This window comes from Desulfosporosinus sp. HMP52, assembly GCF_000765145.1.
In the GTDB taxonomy this organism is placed as follows: Bacteria; Bacillota; Desulfitobacteriia; order Desulfitobacteriales; family Desulfitobacteriaceae; genus Desulfosporosinus.
Genome location: NZ_JMGA01000017.1, coordinates 71,957 through 90,542, shown reverse-complemented (window position 1 = coordinate 90,542; position 18,586 = coordinate 71,957). Strand labels below are relative to the sequence as shown.

General features: G+C 40.1%; 13 protein-coding genes and 1 pseudogene. 12 read left to right on the top strand and 2 right to left on the bottom strand.

Translation table 11 applies throughout. From position 1 onward, the window contains the following. Positions 1-157: 157 nt before the first annotated feature. Together DP73_RS06635 and DP73_RS06630 are read right to left on the bottom strand one after the other, a co-directional pair. Positions 158-1,015, bottom strand: coding sequence for a methyl-accepting chemotaxis protein (locus DP73_RS06635; protein WP_034598395.1), 858 nt, complete (start codon positions 1,013-1,015; stop codon positions 158-160). 183 nt (positions 1,016-1,198) lie between these two features. After that, complete coding sequence (locus DP73_RS06630) at positions 1,199-1,897, bottom strand: hypothetical protein (protein ID WP_034598394.1); 699 nt, start codon at positions 1,895-1,897, stop codon at positions 1,199-1,201. Between the two features lie 659 nt (positions 1,898-2,556). On the opposite strand from DP73_RS06630, the gene sucC reads away from it, so the two are divergent. The 12 genes and pseudogenes from sucC (at position 2,557) to DP73_RS06570 (ending at position 18,531) form a co-directional block, all read left to right on the top strand. Beyond that, the gene (sucC, locus tag DP73_RS06625; RefSeq protein WP_034598393.1) at positions 2,557-3,669 is read left to right on the top strand and encodes an ADP-forming succinate--CoA ligase subunit beta; all 1,113 of its coding nucleotides are present in this window, start codon (positions 2,557-2,559) and stop codon (positions 3,667-3,669) included. 21 nt (positions 3,670-3,690) lie between these two features. Next, positions 3,691-4,563: a succinate--CoA ligase subunit alpha gene (gene sucD / locus DP73_RS06620; RefSeq protein ID WP_034598392.1), complete on the top strand. Its 873-nt coding sequence runs from the start codon at positions 3,691-3,693 to the stop codon at positions 4,561-4,563. Between the two features lie 428 nt (positions 4,564-4,991). Continuing rightward, complete coding sequence (locus DP73_RS06615; protein WP_034598391.1) at positions 4,992-6,803, top strand: acyl-CoA dehydrogenase; 1,812 nt, start codon at positions 4,992-4,994, stop codon at positions 6,801-6,803. Between the two features lie 97 nt (positions 6,804-6,900). After that, the gene (locus DP73_RS06610; protein WP_081962977.1) at positions 6,901-7,794 is read left to right on the top strand and encodes an MBL fold metallo-hydrolase; all 894 of its coding nucleotides are present in this window, start codon (positions 6,901-6,903) and stop codon (positions 7,792-7,794) included. 15 nt (positions 7,795-7,809) lie between these two features. Beyond that, positions 7,810-8,424 (top strand): nitroreductase family protein, encoded by a 615-nt coding sequence (locus tag DP73_RS06605; protein ID WP_034598390.1) that lies wholly within the window; start codon positions 7,810-7,812, stop codon positions 8,422-8,424. Positions 8,425-8,444: 20 nt separating this feature from the next. Continuing rightward, positions 8,445-9,311 carry a 3-hydroxyacyl-CoA dehydrogenase family protein gene (locus tag DP73_RS06600; RefSeq protein ID WP_034598389.1) on the top strand — a complete coding sequence of 289 codons (867 nt, stop codon included), beginning with the start codon at positions 8,445-8,447 and terminating at the stop codon, positions 9,309-9,311. A 53-nt stretch (positions 9,312-9,364) separates the two neighbouring features. Beyond that, positions 9,365-10,531: a thiolase family protein gene (locus DP73_RS06595; RefSeq protein ID WP_034598388.1), complete on the top strand. Its 1,167-nt coding sequence runs from the start codon at positions 9,365-9,367 to the stop codon at positions 10,529-10,531. Positions 10,532-10,876: 345 nt separating this feature from the next. After that, on the top strand, positions 10,877-12,178 hold the full coding sequence (locus DP73_RS06590; protein WP_034598387.1) for a DUF362 domain-containing protein: 1,302 nt from the start codon (positions 10,877-10,879) through the stop codon (positions 12,176-12,178). Between the two features lie 217 nt (positions 12,179-12,395). Beyond that, entirely contained in the window at positions 12,396-13,796 is a 1,401-nt protein-coding gene (locus DP73_RS06585) for a sigma 54-interacting transcriptional regulator (RefSeq protein WP_034598385.1), read from the top strand. Positions 13,797-14,086: 290 nt separating this feature from the next. Continuing rightward, on the top strand, positions 14,087-15,412 hold the full coding sequence (locus DP73_RS06580) for an acetyl-CoA hydrolase/transferase C-terminal domain-containing protein (protein WP_034598383.1): 1,326 nt from the start codon (positions 14,087-14,089) through the stop codon (positions 15,410-15,412). Between the two features lie 458 nt (positions 15,413-15,870). Beyond that, positions 15,871-16,649, top strand: a pseudogene (locus tag DP73_RS06575) (enoyl-CoA hydratase-related protein). A gap of 61 nt (positions 16,650-16,710) precedes the next feature. Further along, positions 16,711-18,531, top strand: coding sequence for an acyl-CoA dehydrogenase (locus DP73_RS06570; RefSeq protein WP_034598401.1), 1,821 nt, complete (start codon positions 16,711-16,713; stop codon positions 18,529-18,531). Positions 18,532-18,586 lie beyond the last annotated feature (55 nt).

Sequence of the window (18,586 nt, the reverse complement as noted above, 5' to 3'; positions counted from 1 at the left end):
AATTTTGGGATTTACCACGCCTAACTAAATCTAAATAGAAATTTTAAGTCTGTAGGTTCGCTCACTGTACCAGAAAAGACACCCTGGTGGGTGTCTTTTCTGGTACAGTGAGCGAACTTAAATTACTAAAGTACTTAAGAATTTATAATTAGGACTTTTAAATAATTTCCGAAACTTTACGCATATGTTGAGTCGTAGCGGCGAAGCTTTGAATTGTTGCAGTCATTTCTTGATTAGCTGCGGCTTGGGTGAGTGCAACGCTTGTTAATTCCTCCACCTTATTCATAAGATGATTAACCTTGTGATTGATAGTCGAGATTAATGTTTTAGAATCATTAACCGACTTTGCACTATTTTCTGCCATTTTACGAATCTCATCAGCCACAACAGCGAAACCTCTTCCAAAATCGCCTGCTCTTGCAGCTTCTATAGCTGCATTTAAACCTAATAATCTAGAATTTGTAGCCACACTTTTAACAAAATCTAAAATATTATTAGTTTGCTCAATTAATTTTAAAATGTCTTGAGTTTGGGATAATACCTCAGCAATATTTTCCGATAAGACTAGAGCTGAGGATGCTAAATCTTCTGTTGTTGCTGAGAGTTGTTCAGCGGAAGATGAAATATTCTCAGTTATCTCTTGCAGTGCAGTTTGGCCTTTCAAGCTAAGGGCAAGAGTTAAAGTTCCAATAATACTATTTGACCAATCTTTAATTGGCATAGTTGAAGATTTAAAAGCTACTCCATACTGCTCTTTTGGCACAATGCCAACTTTATGAGCACCTGTTGATAGTGAGACGGGTATATGTCCGCTTGTAGGAATAGGACTACCGACTAAATCAGATTTGCTAATAACGGCTTCGGTGCCCATAAAATAATGTCTGAATTTTTCTCGGTCAGTGACGATAATGGTATTTTCAATCGGTATGACCTGGTGAAATAACGATGCGATTTTTCCGATAATCTCAAAAAGATCATTTTCATTGATGGTATTCATTGATATAGAGTCTTCCATTAAGATACGCCTCTTTCTGAATGATTTCATAAAAAGTGTGAAACGTCTCATTTTGAATTACATACATCGTTATTCCTTGAAATATATAGGCTATAACTATAGAATGAGCGCCCACTTAAAGATATTCCTTGTGAGCGCTCTGCAAAATTTCGGAATGGGGAGACTCAGAACTGATTAAAAATCTTATCCTTGCACATTATTCTTAGCAGCTGCGGCCATGGCAAGTTTGGTTACCAGCTTATTGATGCCATAAATAGCAGCAATGAAGATACCTCCACCGATCAGTTCAATTCCAATCCATTCAAACACATTTACATGTGGAACGGAGGCAGCAATAGCTTTATCAGTCGCAGCCTTCATGGCGGCAATGGCTTCAGGGTTACCTCCCTTTGCAACAACAGCGTTTGCGTATCCGGCAACAGTGTGTGCAGCTATGGTTGCTACTGTGTATCCGGCAGATACGGCACCGGCAACGGTAAAGCACATAAATGCATAGTTATTGAAGACCCATGGAACAATGTCCTTGAAAAATACAATGGCAGCGACAAATATTGCGATATAGATTAATTTTCCTATGAATATAATTTCTGCATTATGAGGATCGGTGGCTTTGGCCATGTCTCCGCCCATCATTGGTACAATTACTCCCAAAAAATATGTTATCAGGACTAGATTAAGTAAACCGAAGGCACTTCCGATTAAGATAGCGGGTGCTTCTTTGATGTTCATGTGTGACATGAAGTAAAAAATCATAATTAAAAATGCCGGCCAGGTAGCTAAATGTCTCGGCTCTAGAATTAACTCACCCGCCATAATAACAACTAGTAATAAGGCTAAAAAGATAAAGGTTAATTTGTTAAAAACTTCGCTTAGAGAAGCCATTCACTCATCCTCCTAATTAAAATTTTCTTAAATAAATCGAAAACTTAACTCTAAGCCCCCTCTCTTTTTTGCCGGTATCCTGTTTATCCAGCTTACTGAAGAATTGGTTACGCTCCACAAATATGCAACTTCAATGCCATAATTGTTGTAATATTCAAAAATTGTGAGTGTCTATTCATAACACAAAGTTTTATCTAATAAATAGACAGTTTAACAGTGGCACAAGTTATTTGGGTGAGGATTAGTGGAGATTGTGAGGTTGGTTTTTCCATAAATTAGAAACGGGAACGGATACAGAGGCCTTAGAAAGTGGCGTTTTTTGCGCTAAATTGTTTTGTTTGTATACACTGCGTATACAATATATACATTTTGTTATCATAAATAGTTTTATAGCTTAGATTGATTAATAATTCCCAAATTGATGGCATGTTAATTGCAAAATATTCAGATTGCCATTAACTTTTGAAGTTTTAAGGGAGGAGTATTATAGATGCAATAATGATCGGTTGCTTTGAATATGTAAATGTTGCAAAGTAAATTGGGGCTAGCTCATCGAGTTCATGGACTTTAGCTAAGGAAAAGTCATGTTCGTCCTGTGATGTACTAAAAGCTAAACAAGTTGATTAGAATTCGTATAACCAGAAAGGAGTGACTGGACTGTGAAAATGTTTGAATATATGGGGAAAGAAATATTTTCGAAATTCGGACTCAAAGTGCCGAAGGGGAGAATGGTGAACACCCCGGAAGATGCTGCTCTTATTGCGAAGGATATCGGCGGAGCTGTGGTGATAAAATCTCAGGTGTTATCTGGAAAACGTGGCAAGGCAGGTGGAATTAAGTTTGCGGATAATCCTGAACAGGCCAAAGCTGCAGCGCAAGAGATATTTGAAATGACTGTCCAAGGACATACAGTTGAAATTTTACTTGTAGAGGAAAAGCTAAAAATTGACAAGGAATTTTACTTGGCGATCACTATAGATTTAGCAGCCAAGAGACCTGTCATCATTGCCTCGATCAAGGGTGGCATGGATATTGAAGAAGTCGCAGAAGATTACATTATTAAAGAACAAATCGATGTGGAATTAGGTATGCAGAGTTTTATTGCCAGTGATATTGTTAGACGAATGGGTGTAACCCTTAATAGCCCTCTAGGTAAAGAACTTGTAAGAACAATAGGAGCTTTGTATAGGATTTTTGTGGAGATAGATGCTGAGTTGGTAGAGATTAATCCATTAGTTATTAGTGGTGATAAAGTCATCGCAGCGGATTCAAAAATAACTATCGATGACGCTGCACTTTATAGACAGAGAGAACTACCACGGGTAGAAGAGCGTACGGTTGTGGAGAAAACTGCTCATGATTTAGGACTATCTTTTGTTGAGCTCGATGGTGATATTGGCGTTATGGCCAATGGTGCCGGGATTACGATGGGTACACTTGATACTATTACTTATTATGGAGGAAAACCAGCTAACTTCCTTGATGCTGGTGGAGGAACAGGTGAGGAAGGTACTGTAAAAGCATTAGAATTAATTTTGTCTAGGAATCCTAAGGCAATAGTTATTAACATATTTGGTGGAATTACTCGTTGTGATGATGTCGCAAGGGCTCTTGCCTCTGTGAAAAGAAATATTGGTATTCCAGTTCCTGTGGTCGTACGATTAGTAGGTACCAACCAAGAAGCCGGTCGAGCAATACTTAGAGAAGTTGGTATTGAAGCCTATGATTTTATGCAGGATGCAATTAAGAAAGTGGTAGAGCTTTCTAAGTAATTAGAAGGGGAGGGCTTAGAATTGGCCATTATTATTGATGAAACGACGAATGTGCTGGTTCAAGGAATATCTGGTAAACAAGGTCTTTTCCATACAAAACAAATGTTAAGCTATGGAAGCAAGGTTATAGCAGGAACTTCGCCTGGCAAAGGTGGAACCACTATCGAAGGAATACCAGTATATGACAGCGTTCGAGCTGTAATTGAGAAGCATCGGATTGATGCGTCGGTAGTTTTTGTTCCTGCGTCCATGGCTAAAGATGCGGCTTTAGAAGCTTTGGAGGCGGGAGTAAAAGTAGTTGTAATAGTTACTGAACATATCCCTGTTCATGACGAAATGGCAATCGTTGCTTATGCCAAGCGGGTTAATTCGATTGTTATAGGCCCAAACACATTTGGAATTGTATCTTCGGGTAAATGTAAGATCGGTATCCCGCCTAATCAATTCTTTATTCCTGGCCCAGTGGGTGTTGTAGCTCGCTCAGGTACTCTTACTTACGAAATCGTTGGGAATCTCACAGCGCAAAACATTGGACAATCAACAGTTGTTGGGATGGGCGGTGATCGAGTAGTTGGACTTACATTTGTCGATGTCCTTAAGAAATTTGAGCAAGATATGGAAACTAAAGTAGTTGTATTAATTGGAGAAATTGGAGGCTTTGCTGAGGAAGAAGCTTCTCAATATATTAAAGAAATGACCAAACCAGTAGTGGCTTACATTGCTGGAAAGAGTGCTCCCCAAGGTAAACAAATGGGTCATGCAGGAGCTATCATCGAGCGAGGTAAGGGAACTTACGAAGGTAAGGTAAAGGCATTGACAGAGGCTGGAGTAAAGATTGTTGAACTTCCTTTTGAGGTGCCGAGAATAATCAAGGAACTACTCCTTAAGCTATAAAAAATTTCTAGGTTTAAGACACCCACTTCATCGTAAGTGGGTTTTTTTATCTGCATTAATTAAGCTGTATGGTTTATATACTGGAAAATATAAAATGCCTAATCCGATTGTCTCAATTCCATACAAGTCTAACTATTATTCTAATGAAACAAATCCACCAAGAGGGTTTTCCACAAATAAATTTGTAAATATAGTTTTAAATTAATTGCTGAGCCCTAGGCGAATAAAGAATGATAAAAATTATCTGAGTATTTCAAAGTATTTTTTCTTCTATATGTGACAGTTGGCATGCTTTTTGTAATGAAGAATGGTAGACCTTTACAAAATATCTGTGTAAAAGGTAAATTTGAGAAACTTGCGCTTGAGTGAGGTGAGAAAATACCTAATAGTAATTTGTACTTAAAATAATAAAAGAAGGACGTGTTTTTTTGGCTAGCAAATATATTTACAAAAACCGTGATAACAAGTTTATTATTAAAGAGTGGTTAGATGGAAGGAAAATCCTTGGTCTAAAACGTTTCGAAGATTATCTAAGCTTTGAGGATGTTGATTCAATTCTCGATGAAGCCTTAAAGATGAGTAGAGAAGTAGTAGCTCCAACCAATGACGACGGAGATACTATTGGTGCAAAATTTATTGACGGGAAAGTTATCGTTCCACCATCATTTCATAAAGCTTTTAAGTTTGTCGAAGAGAATGGCTGGGGTGGAAGTAATAAGGATATAGATGGGGAAGGTACTTTGCCGGAGATCCTTAGTGAATCCGTGCGTGAATTTATGATTGCTGCTAATCCATCAATGACCCCTTATTTTGGTTTAGCAGGCGGTATCGCATCTGTAATCAAAGAATTTGCCACTAAAGAACAGACGGATCTTTATACTCCTAAAATGTTTGCCGGTATTTGGAACGGCACAATGTGTTTGACAGAGCCTGGTGGCGGATCTGATGTAGGAGATATGACCTCTAAAGCCTATCCAACGGATAAGCCGAATTTCTATAAAATTAAGGGAACTAAATGCTTTATTACGGGTGGAGACCACGACCTCAACGAAAATATTATCCACCTTGTTTTGGCGAGGATTGACGGCGCAGCCCCGGGAACTAAAGGTTTGTCACTATTCATCGTTCCTAAAATATGGGTCAATGAAGATGGAAGCCTCGGCGAGCCTAACGATGTTACAACTGTTGGTATCGAACACAAAATGGGTCTAAAAGGTTCTTCAACAGCAGTACTCAGCTTCGGTGATGACGATAAGTGCATCGGATGGCTCTTAGGTAGTGCACCGGACGAAAAAGGAATTGGACAAGGAATGGCCCAAATGTTCAAGATGATTAATGGATCCAGAATGGATACTGGGCATAGTGCTTTAGGGGTAGCAACTGTAGCTTATAATAATGCGGTTGAGTATGCTAAAGAACGTATTCAAGGCCGTCCAATTACCGACCCCAGAGGTAAACGGGTTCCTATTATCCAACACGAAGATGTCCGTCGTATGTTGCTCACGCAAAAGGCTACTTTAGATGCTATGCGTGCAATGATTTTCCAAGGGTACTACTATCTAGATCTAATAGATTTCGGTGGAGAACCTGAAGATGTTGCTCAAGCAAAACGCTTTATAGAAGTCATAACCCCATTAGTTAAAGCGTATTGCTCAGATCAAGGCTGGTTAATGGTTACAGAAGCAATTCAAGTCTTTGCAGGTTATGGCTTTACCGAGGAATACCCAGTCGCTAAATGTGCCAGAGATATCAAAATTTATTCCATTTGGGAAGGTACTAACTTTATTCAGTCTATGGATCTTGTTGGTCGTAAGTGGAATCTGGAAAAAGGCAATATATTCAAGGAGTTTTTGACAGCAATCGGCGCTTTTGTACAAAGCAACCAAGGAAATACTGAATTTGCACGTGAATTTGCGTTACTTGGTGAAGCATTGCAATCCTACGTAGACATGATGAAGACTGTGCTGGGCTACTTTAAAGACGATATCAGAATGGTGCCGTTGTACAGTACAAGAATTCTACGGATTACGGCTGAGCTTTATGCTGCTTACTTGTTAATGCAACAAGCTTTGGTCTGTAGTGCAAAAATTAAAGAAGGAACTACAGACATTTTCTATCCCGGAAAAGTTCAAACTGTTAAATTCTATGTGCATAATATATTACCTGATGTTATGGCTACTGTTCGAGTCATTAAAGATGCTGATACATCCGCCATTGATATGCCAGAAGAAGCCTTTTAAAGATTCTAGGTGCTGAAGAGCTAGACTGTTTCTAGCTTGGCATTGCTAAGTTTGCAATAAAACAGTCTAGCATCCAGAGAACTGTGAGAATAGAAAAATGAGTAAAGATATGCTTATAGAGCTTATGCCAAAATTCTTTTTTATCCCCGGGGAATGTAAGGGGCGATTTCCTTACAGCAACGGTTTGTTGATCGATTCCAGTTTAAGAGTGCTTGTCGATGCTGGTTTTGGACTTAGCCGCAGAGAGGAAATACTTAGAAACGGCGATGTGGATGTAATTATAAATACACACTTTCATCTGGATCATGCTTTTGGCAACAAGTATTTCCCCAAAGCAGAAATATGGGCTCACGTCCTTGATGCACCTGCCCTGAGGAGTACAAAAGAATTTTTGGCCTATTCAGGACTGGATCATACACCGGATTTCCCAGAGGGATATCCCTTTCCCCATGGTATGTCAAGTCGAGCAGTAGGAAGAGAGCTGACAGAAGGGGAAATCTTGGACTTTGGAGATGTAGTCTTACAAGTGCTTCATACCCCGGGCCATACACCCGGGCACATCTCTCTCTATGAACCAAAGGAAGGCATATTGTTTTCCGGGGATATTGATTTGTCCCCCTTTGGGCCGTTTTATGGAAATAGAAGTTCGAGTTTGGAGGAGTTTTCTAAATCGATTAGACGACTAATTGATTTGAACCCCAAAGTATTGGTGACAAGTCATTCCCCGATCATTTCAGACAATATCCCTGAAAGACTAAAAGAATACTCTGAGATAATTGACCTTCGAGCAACGAAAATATTACAAGCCTTGCGTGTTCCCAGATCAAAACAAGAATTGATGGAAATGAAAATTATTTATGATCACTATCCTGAACCTAAAAGCCTGTATAGATATTTTGAAGAGGTCATGATCGGAAAACACCTTCGGCATTTTATGGGGCTTGGAGAAGTCGAATTAATGCCGAATCAAAAGTATAAGGCTTATGCCTGAGAGGTGGTTAGTGGTTTGGATGTAAAAACAGCGCTGTTAGAGCGGAGAAGTATCCGTAAATACAAATCAGATCCTGTTCCAGACGATTTGCTGCAAGAATTGCTTGAAGCAGCTCGCCTGGCTCCTTCGGGTACCAATCATCAACCATGGCGTTTTATTGTGGTTAAGAATCAGGCCATTAAAGAACAAATCCGAGATGCAGCCTTTAACCAAAAGTTTCTAAGTGAAGCTCCAATTTTGCTTGTTTGTTGTGCAGATCTTTCTTCCTATGCTAATAACACCAGAAAAAGGGTACAAGAGTTAGTTGATGCAGGAGTATTTGGGCCAGAAGCTTTTGACAACTACCCGGGCATTGATCAGGAACTGGATGCTAACGCACTAAAGGGGTTTATTCCGCATGCAATGCTTAATGTTGCTCTAGCAATAGAGCATGTTGCCCTACGAGCTGTATCCCTAGGTCTGGGTACCTGCTGGGTGCAATTAATGAAAGCAAAGAAAATTGCTCAGATTCTGGAATTGCCCGATAATCTGGTGATCACTGCCTTGATGCCAGTGGGGTTTCCTGATCAAAGCCCCCCTTTACGTCCAAGGATAAATATAGAAGAGATTGTTTATAAAGTACTAGAATAATAATTTGGAGGTGCTTACTAATGAAGGTTGAAGATATTAAGAAAATATGTGTTATTGGGGCCGGCAACATGGGTCATCAAATATCAGTGTGTTGTGCTTTGGCGGGGTATAAAGTATCCTGTACAGATATTAGTCAAGAAATGTTAGATAAAGCGGAGGCTTTTGCCAAGAAGTGGTTGCCTGAGCGTGTTTCGAAAGGAAAACTGAAGCAGGAAAAAGCTGATATGGCAATGGCTAATCTTAGCTTCACTACAAGTCTTGAGGAAGCTGCAGGAGATGCGGACTATGTTATCGAAGCTGCTGTTGAAAAAATGGACATTAAACGAAAGCTTTTTGCTGACTTAGATAGAATTACCCCTCCCCATGCAATTTTAGCAACTAATAGTTCGTTTATCGTTAGTTCTGAGGTTGCATATTCAACTAAAAGACCTGATAAAGTCTGTAACATGCACTTCTTTAATCCTGCCTTAGTTATGAAATTAGTAGAAGTAGTACAGGGAGCTCATACTTCCCCGGAAACTGCTCAAATCACCATGGATTTGACAGCTAAACTAGGGAAAACCGGGGTGTTGCTCAAGAAGGAAATTTACGGATTCCTTGTTAATAGAATCTTAGCAGCTCTCAATTCTGAGGCTATGTTTCTTGCCGACATGGGAATTGCTACCCCTGAAGAGATTGACATTGCAGTAACAAATGCTTTAGGGCATCCAATGGGACCCTTCAAATTAGTGGACTTTACAGGTATTGATTTAGCTTATTATATCGGAATGGAACGTTATCAAAATACAAGAGATCCAAAGGATAAGCCATCTCCATTGATTGTCGAAAAGTACAGCAAAGGGGAATATGGTGTTAAGTCTAAAAAAGGGTTTTACACTTACGAGTGAGGAACTAAAACCCTCTTATTCCGCAAAAAATAGAATGTAAGGAGGTTATAGAAATGTTCAAAGAAGCCGTTATTGTATCCGCTGTCCGAACTGCAATCGGGCGAGCCGGAGGCACACTGGGAAGAATCCCTCCCCACTTATATGGAGCGGAAGTTTTAAAGGAAGCCGTCAGTCGTATTGGCATAGATCCCAATGAGATTGAAGATGTAATCATGGGAAATTGTTTAAATGCGGGTGGCAACATCGCTCACTTGTGCTCTCTTCAGGCAGGTTTGCCCCTTGGTCTGGCAGGTATCACTATAGATAGGCAGTGTGGCTCAGGCTTGAATGCAGTGAATATGGCAGCCCAAGCAATTATGGCCGGTATGGGAGAGGTATATCTTGCCGGTGGAACAGAAAGCTGTTCTCTGACACCTTATGTTATGGAACATACTGATTTCTTTAGCAGAACACCGCCAAAATTCCGAAGCTTTCAGTTATCAACTGATGAAATTGGAAATCCACCAATGGGGATTACTGCTGAAAATTTAGCGGATAAATATCAGATCAGCCGTCAAGAACAGGATCAATTTGCCCTAAGCAGCCAACAAAAAATGGGGAAAGCCATGGAGGCCGGCTATTTCAAAGATCAAATAGTTCCACTTACTATACCTGTTGGTAAAGGTAAAACTATTGTATTTGACAGCGATGAACACCCCCGTCCGCAAACGACGATAGAAGGATTGGCTAAGCTTGGCCCGGCCTTTAAAGCCGGAGGGACAGTCACGGCTGGGAATAGTTCAGGTGTTAATGACGCGGCCGCCGCAGTCGTCGTTATGGCTGCTGACCGGGCAAAGGCTCTTGGTTTAAAACCATTAGCGAAAATCCGCACATTTGCTGTCGCTGGTGTTGATCCCAACATTATGGGGATCGGCCCAGTTCCGGCAACAAGGAAAGCATTAGCTCGAGCAGGACTCTCTTTGGAAGATATGGATATCATCGAATTGAACGAGGCTTTTGCAGCTCAAGTATTAGCTGTGGACAGGGAGCTGCATTTTGATATGAGTAAAGTTAATGTCAATGGTGGGGCCATCGCCCATGGTCACCCAATTGCAGCTACCGGCGCAATACTAACAACCAAAATGGTATATGAGATGAATCGTAGGGACGTTCAATTTGGACTAATTACAGCTTGTATTGGTGGTGGGCAAGGAATTGCCACTATCTTGGAAAGAGTATAAGGGTTAAGTAAGTATTCTATAAAAATCCCCTGATCTTATCAAGTGATTCTTAGCTTCAGATGGAGTTTGCCTAAGAGGAATACTTACTCCATCTGAAGCTTAGAAGAACTTATCCAGGGACGTAGCAGCCGTTATCTCCCACTTACAAGAAGATGGGAGTTTTATGGCTGGTAGTCATCGGATAAAGGTCAGGGGGTCTTACCTTGCTTGTTTAGTAAATACTAAGTTAGATAGAAGTTACAATCGAAAATGAATTCTGATTTAACTGTTCAGAATATGGAATATATATGCTGAAAATCATTACACCAGATAGAGTGGTAAAATTAATTAGAAAGAGGGGAGATAATGGAAAAAGCACCCGTATCTATCGTGAAAGTAAATGATGTCTATCAATCTCTTCAAAAGAGCTTAAAGCTCTGCGATGGGCTTTCAGGGTTAAATATTAATGATCGAATTCTGATTAAGCCCAATATCGTTAGTTGGGACTTTGAGATGCCGTTTCCTCCCTATGGTGTGGTAACCACTAGTCTTGTAGTGAGTGCTTTAGTTCGTATTTTGGCAGAGCATGGCTTTAAAGATCTGACGATTGGAGAAGGACCCCTGCCAAATGTTAAAGCCAAGGGTGAAGTTATTTATGAGGCTTTAGGGTATAAAAGGTTACAGGAACGTTACGGGGTCAAACTAGTAGACTTTAACGTGGAGAAATTTGAGACAGTTGAATATGAAGACGGATTTAAATTAGATATTGCTAAAGCTGCTCTTGAAGCCGAAAAAATTATCAATGTACCTGTTTTGAAAACCCATAGTCAAGCTAAAGTGTCCCTAGGAATTAAAAATCTCAAAGGATGCCTCAATAAAAAATCAAAGCAAGCTTGCCATGGTATAGGGGAGAATGATCTGTTGAGGACTTTTCCTCGAATTATTGAAAAACTGCCTGTAGCTTTAACAATTATTGATGGCCTTTATACCTTAGAAAAAGGACCTGGACCAACAGGGAAAGCCTTTAGAAAAGATCTTCTTATTGCTTCGCGCGATTCCTTTGCCTGTGACCTTGTAGGAGCGGCTATTTTAGGTTATCCGGGCAATGAGGTTGAACATCTTACTAATTATGCTAAACGGCATGGGTATAGTATGGCATTGGCAGATTATGAAGTTAAAGGGGAAAGAGTCTCTGAGCATCAAAAGCTTACGATATACGATTGGGGTTGGACAGCAGATGATACCGGGCCAACCGGGTTTAAAAAGAGGGGAATTACTGGGCTTGCTATCCGCAAGTATGATAATAGTCTATGTACGGGATGTTCGGTGCAATTTAATCCTATGTTAATCCTGTTCGGATCAGCTTATAAAGGCCAGCCATTTCCTAATGTAGAGGTTGTCAGCGGTAAACAACAACTTGCTTCGGCTGGTTTTAACAAGTCCGTACTCTTTGGCAAGTGTGCCTGTCATAATAATAAAGATAACCTCAATATTAAGAAACCAATTTATCTCTGGGGTTGTCCTCCCGATTTAGGAATGATTGCTGAAGAGCTGGCTAAAGAGGGGATGGAGTGCGATTATCAAGAATATGTCCGCTTTCGTAACTACTTGTTCGATAGATATAAAATTGATGAAAACTTTCGACTAAATGATTGGACAATAGAATAAAAGAACAACTCCGAAGTGTGCATATTAAAATGCACACTTTCTTTGTTTCTTAGTTCTTGTTAAGTATAAACACAGTATTGCAGAAAAATTTTTCATAGGGGGACACAAAAAATAATTACAAATTTGCAGAAAATTTAAACTCCTGGACTTTGCTTGCGAGTTATATTTATATATAATGTATAAAATGAGCCTACAATATAAAGTGAGGGGATAAAAGATGAGCGTAGGAGCACATGCTGTTACAAGCAACGTTATTCCAAGATGGGATCGTGAATTATTATTCGAAATTCTGGATAATATTCATGACGTGGTACTCGTTATTGATTCCGAAACGACTATTGTTTATGCAAATGAAGCCTATGCTAGAATTCTGGGAGTCCCTGTAGAAAAAGTATTAGGTCGGAGATTAGATTCTATTGAACCTGAATCTAAGACAATAACGGCTTTACGCACTGGTAAGGTTAGTAATAATGGCAGGTACTACTTGGATTCCCTCAAAATCGATGTGGTTGGTAGTTCATTCCCATTGTATCATGGTAAAAAGATCATCGGCGCTGTATCAATCTTTAAAAATATTACTGAGGTGGTACAGCTAAACCGAGAGTTGGAGTTAACAAAAGGCGTTGCAGATTATCTGAAAGAACGTTTGGAACAGTGGGAACAGATCCCCCTTTCTTTTAAAGAGTACGTGGGACAAAACAGTCGTTTGAAAGAAACTTTGATTTTAGCAGCTAAAGTGGCACTTACTGATAGCACAGTATTAATCCTTGGTGAAAGTGGTGTTGGCAAGGAAGTTCTAGCAAGAGCAGTTCATAGCTCCAGTCGACGTAAGGATATGCCTTTAATTAAAGTTAACTGCGCAGCAATTCCAGAGAATTTAATCGAAAGCGAACTCTTCGGGTATGAAGAAGGTGCTTTTACAGGAGCTAAAAAGGGAGGGAAACTAGGAAAGTTTGAGCTCGCTCATGGTGGTACAATTTTCTTGGACGAAATAGGGGACATGAGCTTGACTATGCAAGCCAAATTATTACGAGTATTACAAGAGAAGGAATTCGAACGAGTTGGTGGTACAAAGACCATAAAGGTTGATGTGAGAGTTATCGCTGCAACAAATCGTGATTTAAAGAACATGATCGAAAAAGAGACATTTCGACGAGACTTATACTATCGGTTGTATATTGTACCCCTTTATCTTACTCCTTTGCGGGAGCGCAAAGATGACCTGCTAGTTTTGGCTAAAACATTTTTAGACCAGTTTGCGGTTGTCGTTGGGCATAAACTAACTCTGTCTCCTCAAGTCGTGAGGTTGCTCCAAGACTATGATTGGCCTGGGAATATTCGAGAGTTACAAAATGTCTTGGAACATGCCAGTATAGTATGCAGTAATGGGCACATAGAAGTTCATCATATGCCGGCACATATGCTCCCGGTTCATGAGGATAGTGAAAGCTGCATAGACAAACCCCATGATGTAAAGGAGATCTTAGCAAGAGTAGAAAAGGAGTTAATATTATCAGCCCTTGCGACTTATGATAATCGTACTCAGGCGATGAAAGCATTAGGAATATCCAGAGGAGCATTTTACGACAAATTGCGCCGCTATGGAATCGAAGAATAAGGCCATTAATTAAATGAAGATAGTGTATAATAACTGGACGCAATGACGGTTAGTTTCTGTGATTTTGTACATAAAATATACATTTTTATTCTCTTAAAACCCTCCTTTAACCTGTTTATACAGATATAGGGAGGGTTTTAATCATTAACATATTTGGCACTATTCTTGCAAATATGAAATTATTGAATATTTGGATAACCGAAAGGAGTGCTTATAATATAAATTCTGGGCTGATTGTATTCTTCTCTAGTTAAGTCTAATGTGCAAGTTCCAAATAAGGAGGAAAAGTAATGTTCAATTGGGTAAAAGAATACCAAAGTAAACTTGTTTCCCCTGAAAAAGCTGTGAGCGTTGTAAGGAATGGAGATTGGATCGAGTATACATTTGCAGCGAATACATTGCCGGTTCTTGACAAAGCCTTCGCAAAACGTATACCGGAACTTAAAGATCTAGTCATTGTTAATGGGATTTCTACTCGTCCACATGCCATTCATGCTGCTGATCCTACAGGGATCCATAGCACATGGAACTCCACTCACATGACCGGTCTGGATAGAATGTATGCAAAAACACGGAAGGTTTTTTATACTCCATTGAAGTACTCTGAAGCTCCACGTTATTGCCGAGATAATAAAAATTGCAGAGTAATGATGGTTCAAGCACGTCCAATGGATAAGCATGGTTTTTTTAACTTGGGACCTACTATTTCCCACTTGCGCGCAGCGGCTGAGGTTGCAGAAGTTGTTATTGTAGAGGTTAACGAGGATTTGCCGTACTCTCAAGGGGGCTATGGAAACAATCTTCATATTTCAGAAGTTACCTATATTGTTGAAGGCGGACATACTGGGGTTCCTCAAATCGCTCATGAAGAACCGGAGGAAGTGGATCGCAGGATCGCAGAATTTGTTCTTAAGGAGTTAAGAGATGGAGATTGTCTACAAATAGGAATAGGTGCAATGCCCAACGCCTTAGGGCAAATGATTGCGCAATCTGATCTGAAAGATTTAGGAATTCATTCAGAAATGTTATGTGACAGCATGGTTGAAATGGTGGAAGCTGGAGTAGTCACAGGAAATAGAAAACAGATTGATCAGGGGCGAATGACTTACACTTTCGCTGTAGGATCTCAAAAACTCTATGATTTTTTAGATAATAACCCTATGTGTGCAGGCTATCCAGTTGATTATGTCAATGACCGTGTAATTGCTTGTAAAAATGACAACATGGTATCGATTAATAATGCTATAGAAATCGATCTGACTGGGCAAGTATGCTCGGAGTCTAAGGGGACTCGTCAGATAAGTGGAGCAGGCGGGCAACTAGACTTTGTAGATATTGCTTACCATTCTAAAGGTGGGAGAAGCTTTATTTGTTTGTCTTCTACTTATAAAGACTCCAAAGGAAAAATTCATTCCCGTATAAATCCGGTTCTGTCTCTGGGCGCAGTTGTAACGGATACACGCTCAACTGTTCATTATGTGGCTACCGAGTATGGTATTGCACATCTCAAAGGGACACCGATTTTTCAGCGGGCAGAGAGATTAATCAGTATAGCACATCCGGATTTCCGTGATGAATTGATTCGAGAAGCACATAAATTAAATCTTTTGAGGTAAGGAATTTTATTATATTTTCAACACCCACTCTCTATGTGGGTGTTCCATATTTCCCTTTACAGCTAAATCTGTAGAGATATTTATATACAATTTATCTTGCTCTAAGTGACATAGTTCTTAGTTGGACTCCACACACTTGGAGATAAGTACGTGATGCATATAGTTTCGAAATTCCGGGAGAAGGTTAGTTCAATTTTTATACACAATTACTACGAACTTCGGAATGATCTCAACTGATCCTTTGCATAAACTCCATTAAAAAGGGCTATCAAACAAAAAATGTCAATAGGTAATCATATTCTTGTTAATTGCTTAAAAGTATAAAGATTTTCAATTAGAGGCCGTTTTGGCATAGATTTTGAAGTGGTAACAACCAAATTGTGTGAATAGTGAAAAGGGGGGAGTCTTGAGATTGGAGATTGAGCTAGTTTCAATAACAATATTGGGAGGTAATTAAATTGAAGTTTGAAACAATTATAGTGGAAATTGAAGAATGTATTGCTACTATCACCCTCAATCGTCCTGAGGTGCTTAATGCTCTTAATAGTCAGGTGTTTAATGAAATATCAGATGCTGCTAAGAATCTAGGAGAGGATGAATCCGTCCGAGGAGTAATTATTACTGGCGGCGAAAAAGTATTCGCTGCAGGTGCAGATATCAAGCAAATGGCCTCCTTAAATGCAGTAGACATAGTGAAAGGGGTTAGACATCAAAGATTACGATGAACTTACTAGAGAACATGTCGAAGCCTGTCATCGCAGCTATTGCAGGATATGCCCTAGGTGGAGGCTGCGAACTGACCCTAGCTGCTGATGTGCGAATTGCAGCTGATAATGCACAATTTGGCTTGCCGGAAATAAAACTGGGTATCCTGCCTGGAGGAGGAGGAACTCAACGTTTGCCTCGTCTGATTGGTGCTGGCAAGGCCAAAGAATTAATCTTCAGCGGAGATATTATCAGCGCTGATGAAGCCTTGAGGATTGGTCTTGTAAATAAAGTGGTACCTGCAGATCAATTAATTCCAGAAGCCAGAAAAATGGCCAAGAAGTTCATTTCTAAGGGTGCTGTAGCCTTACAATTAGCCAAATCGTGCATTAATGAAGGTTTGCAGGTAGATTTGGAAACGGGCTTACAGTATGAACACAAGTGCTTTTCCTTGCTGTTTGCCACTATAGATCAAAAAGAAGGTATGAAAGCCTTTCTTGAAAAACGCAAACCAAATTTTCAGGGAAGATAATTCCTTCTGGTTCACTAAGGCTATAGCTAAAGAATTAAACTAAGAGAAGGAAGTGTGTGTGTTGGCTAGTAACTTTAGATACAGTACTCGAGATCATAAGTTCATAATTAAAGAATGGCTGGATGGAGAAAAGATTGTTGGATTAAAGCGCTATCGAGATATGTTTAGCGTAGAGGATGTTGATGGGATCCTGGATCAATCCTTAAAAGTTTGCAAAGATGTCGTTGCTCCTACAAATGATGATGGAGACACCATTAGAGCAGTCTTCAAGAACGGTAAAGTGACGGTTCCGCCCTCTTTCCATCATGCCTTCAAATATGTTGCCGAGAATGGCTGGGGTGCTACCAACAAGGATAAAAATAATGAGAGTGCGATGCCTGGGCTATTGTACGGAGCAGTCCATGAATATATGATTGCCGCCAACCCCGCATTTGTTGCATATTTAGGTTTACCAGGCGGTGTTGGAACCATAATTAATAACTTTGGAACTCAAGAGCAAATCGATTTTTTTACTCCTAAATTGTTTGAGACAGTGTGGGGAGGCACCATGTGTATCACTGAACCTGGAGGTGGTTCCGACGTAGGGGACATGATGAGCAAAGCGTACCCAACGGATGATCCCAAAATATATAAGATTAAAGGGACAAAATGCTTTATAACCTGCGGGGACCATGACCTTACGGAAAACATCATTCATTTGGTTTTGGCCAGGATCGATGGGGCAGTCTCCGGAACTAAAGGGTTATCACTCTTTTTAGTGCCGAAAATTTGGGTTAATGAAGATGGAACTTTAGGGGAACCAAACGATGTCTCAACTGTAGGAATCGAGCATAAAATGGGGCTCCAAGGATCTGCTACAGCTGTACTCAACTTTGGAGAAGAGGAAAATTGCCGTGGTTTCTTGTTAGGTTCACCTCTCAATGAAAAAGGGCAAGGTGAGGGTATGGCCCAAATGTTCAAAATGATCAATGGGTCTAGGGTGGATACCGGACACTGTGCTCTATCTGTAGCGACAGTGGCCTATAATAATGCAGTAGTCTATGCCAAAGAGCGCATTCAAGGTCGTCCTATTGATAATCCTAGAGGGAATAGAGTTCCACTCATCCAACACGAAGATATTCGTCGGATGCTGCTCACTCAAAAGGCTACCCTTGAAGCCATGAGAGCTATGATTTTCAAAGGGTATTATTATTTGGACTTAATCGCCTTTGGAGATGATCCAGAGGATGTTCGTCAAGCTAAACGTTACATTGAGCTGATTACTCCGTTAATTAAGGCATATAGTTCAGACCAAGCGTGGCTTATGATTACGGAAGCCATCCAGGTTCATGGCGGATACGGATATACAGAGGAATATCCCATCGCTCGTCAGGCGAGAGATGTGAAAATCTATTCAATTTGGGAAGGTACTAATTTCATCCAGTCTTTAGATTTAATTTTCCGCAAATGGGCCTTAGATAAGGGCAGCGTCTTCAAGGAGTGGCTACAGGATATTGGTGTATTTGTTAGTGAGAATGCAGAGAATGCCGAATTCCAGCGTGAATTTGCTATGTTGGGGAAGGCATTAAAGACATACGTGGAACTTACGAAAACAGTGTTTAGCTATATGAAGGAAAATATCCGATTAGTTCCACTGTATAGTACCAGAATTTTACGGGTTACAGCTGAACTATACTGCGCTTATTTGTTAATGCAGCAAGCGTTAGTAGCCCAAGAAAAGTTGACAATTGGTATAGGGGATACCGACTTCTATAAAGGTAAAATCAGTTCAGCGCAATTTTATTTGAGAAATATTGTACCTGATGTGGTGGCTACCACTGAAATCATCAAAGACTACGACACATCAGCTATGGAAATACCGGAAGGGGCCTTTGATTATTAAATCTAGGAACTAGAGTCAAATAGGTTATTACCCCTAAGAGCGAATAGAATTTGGA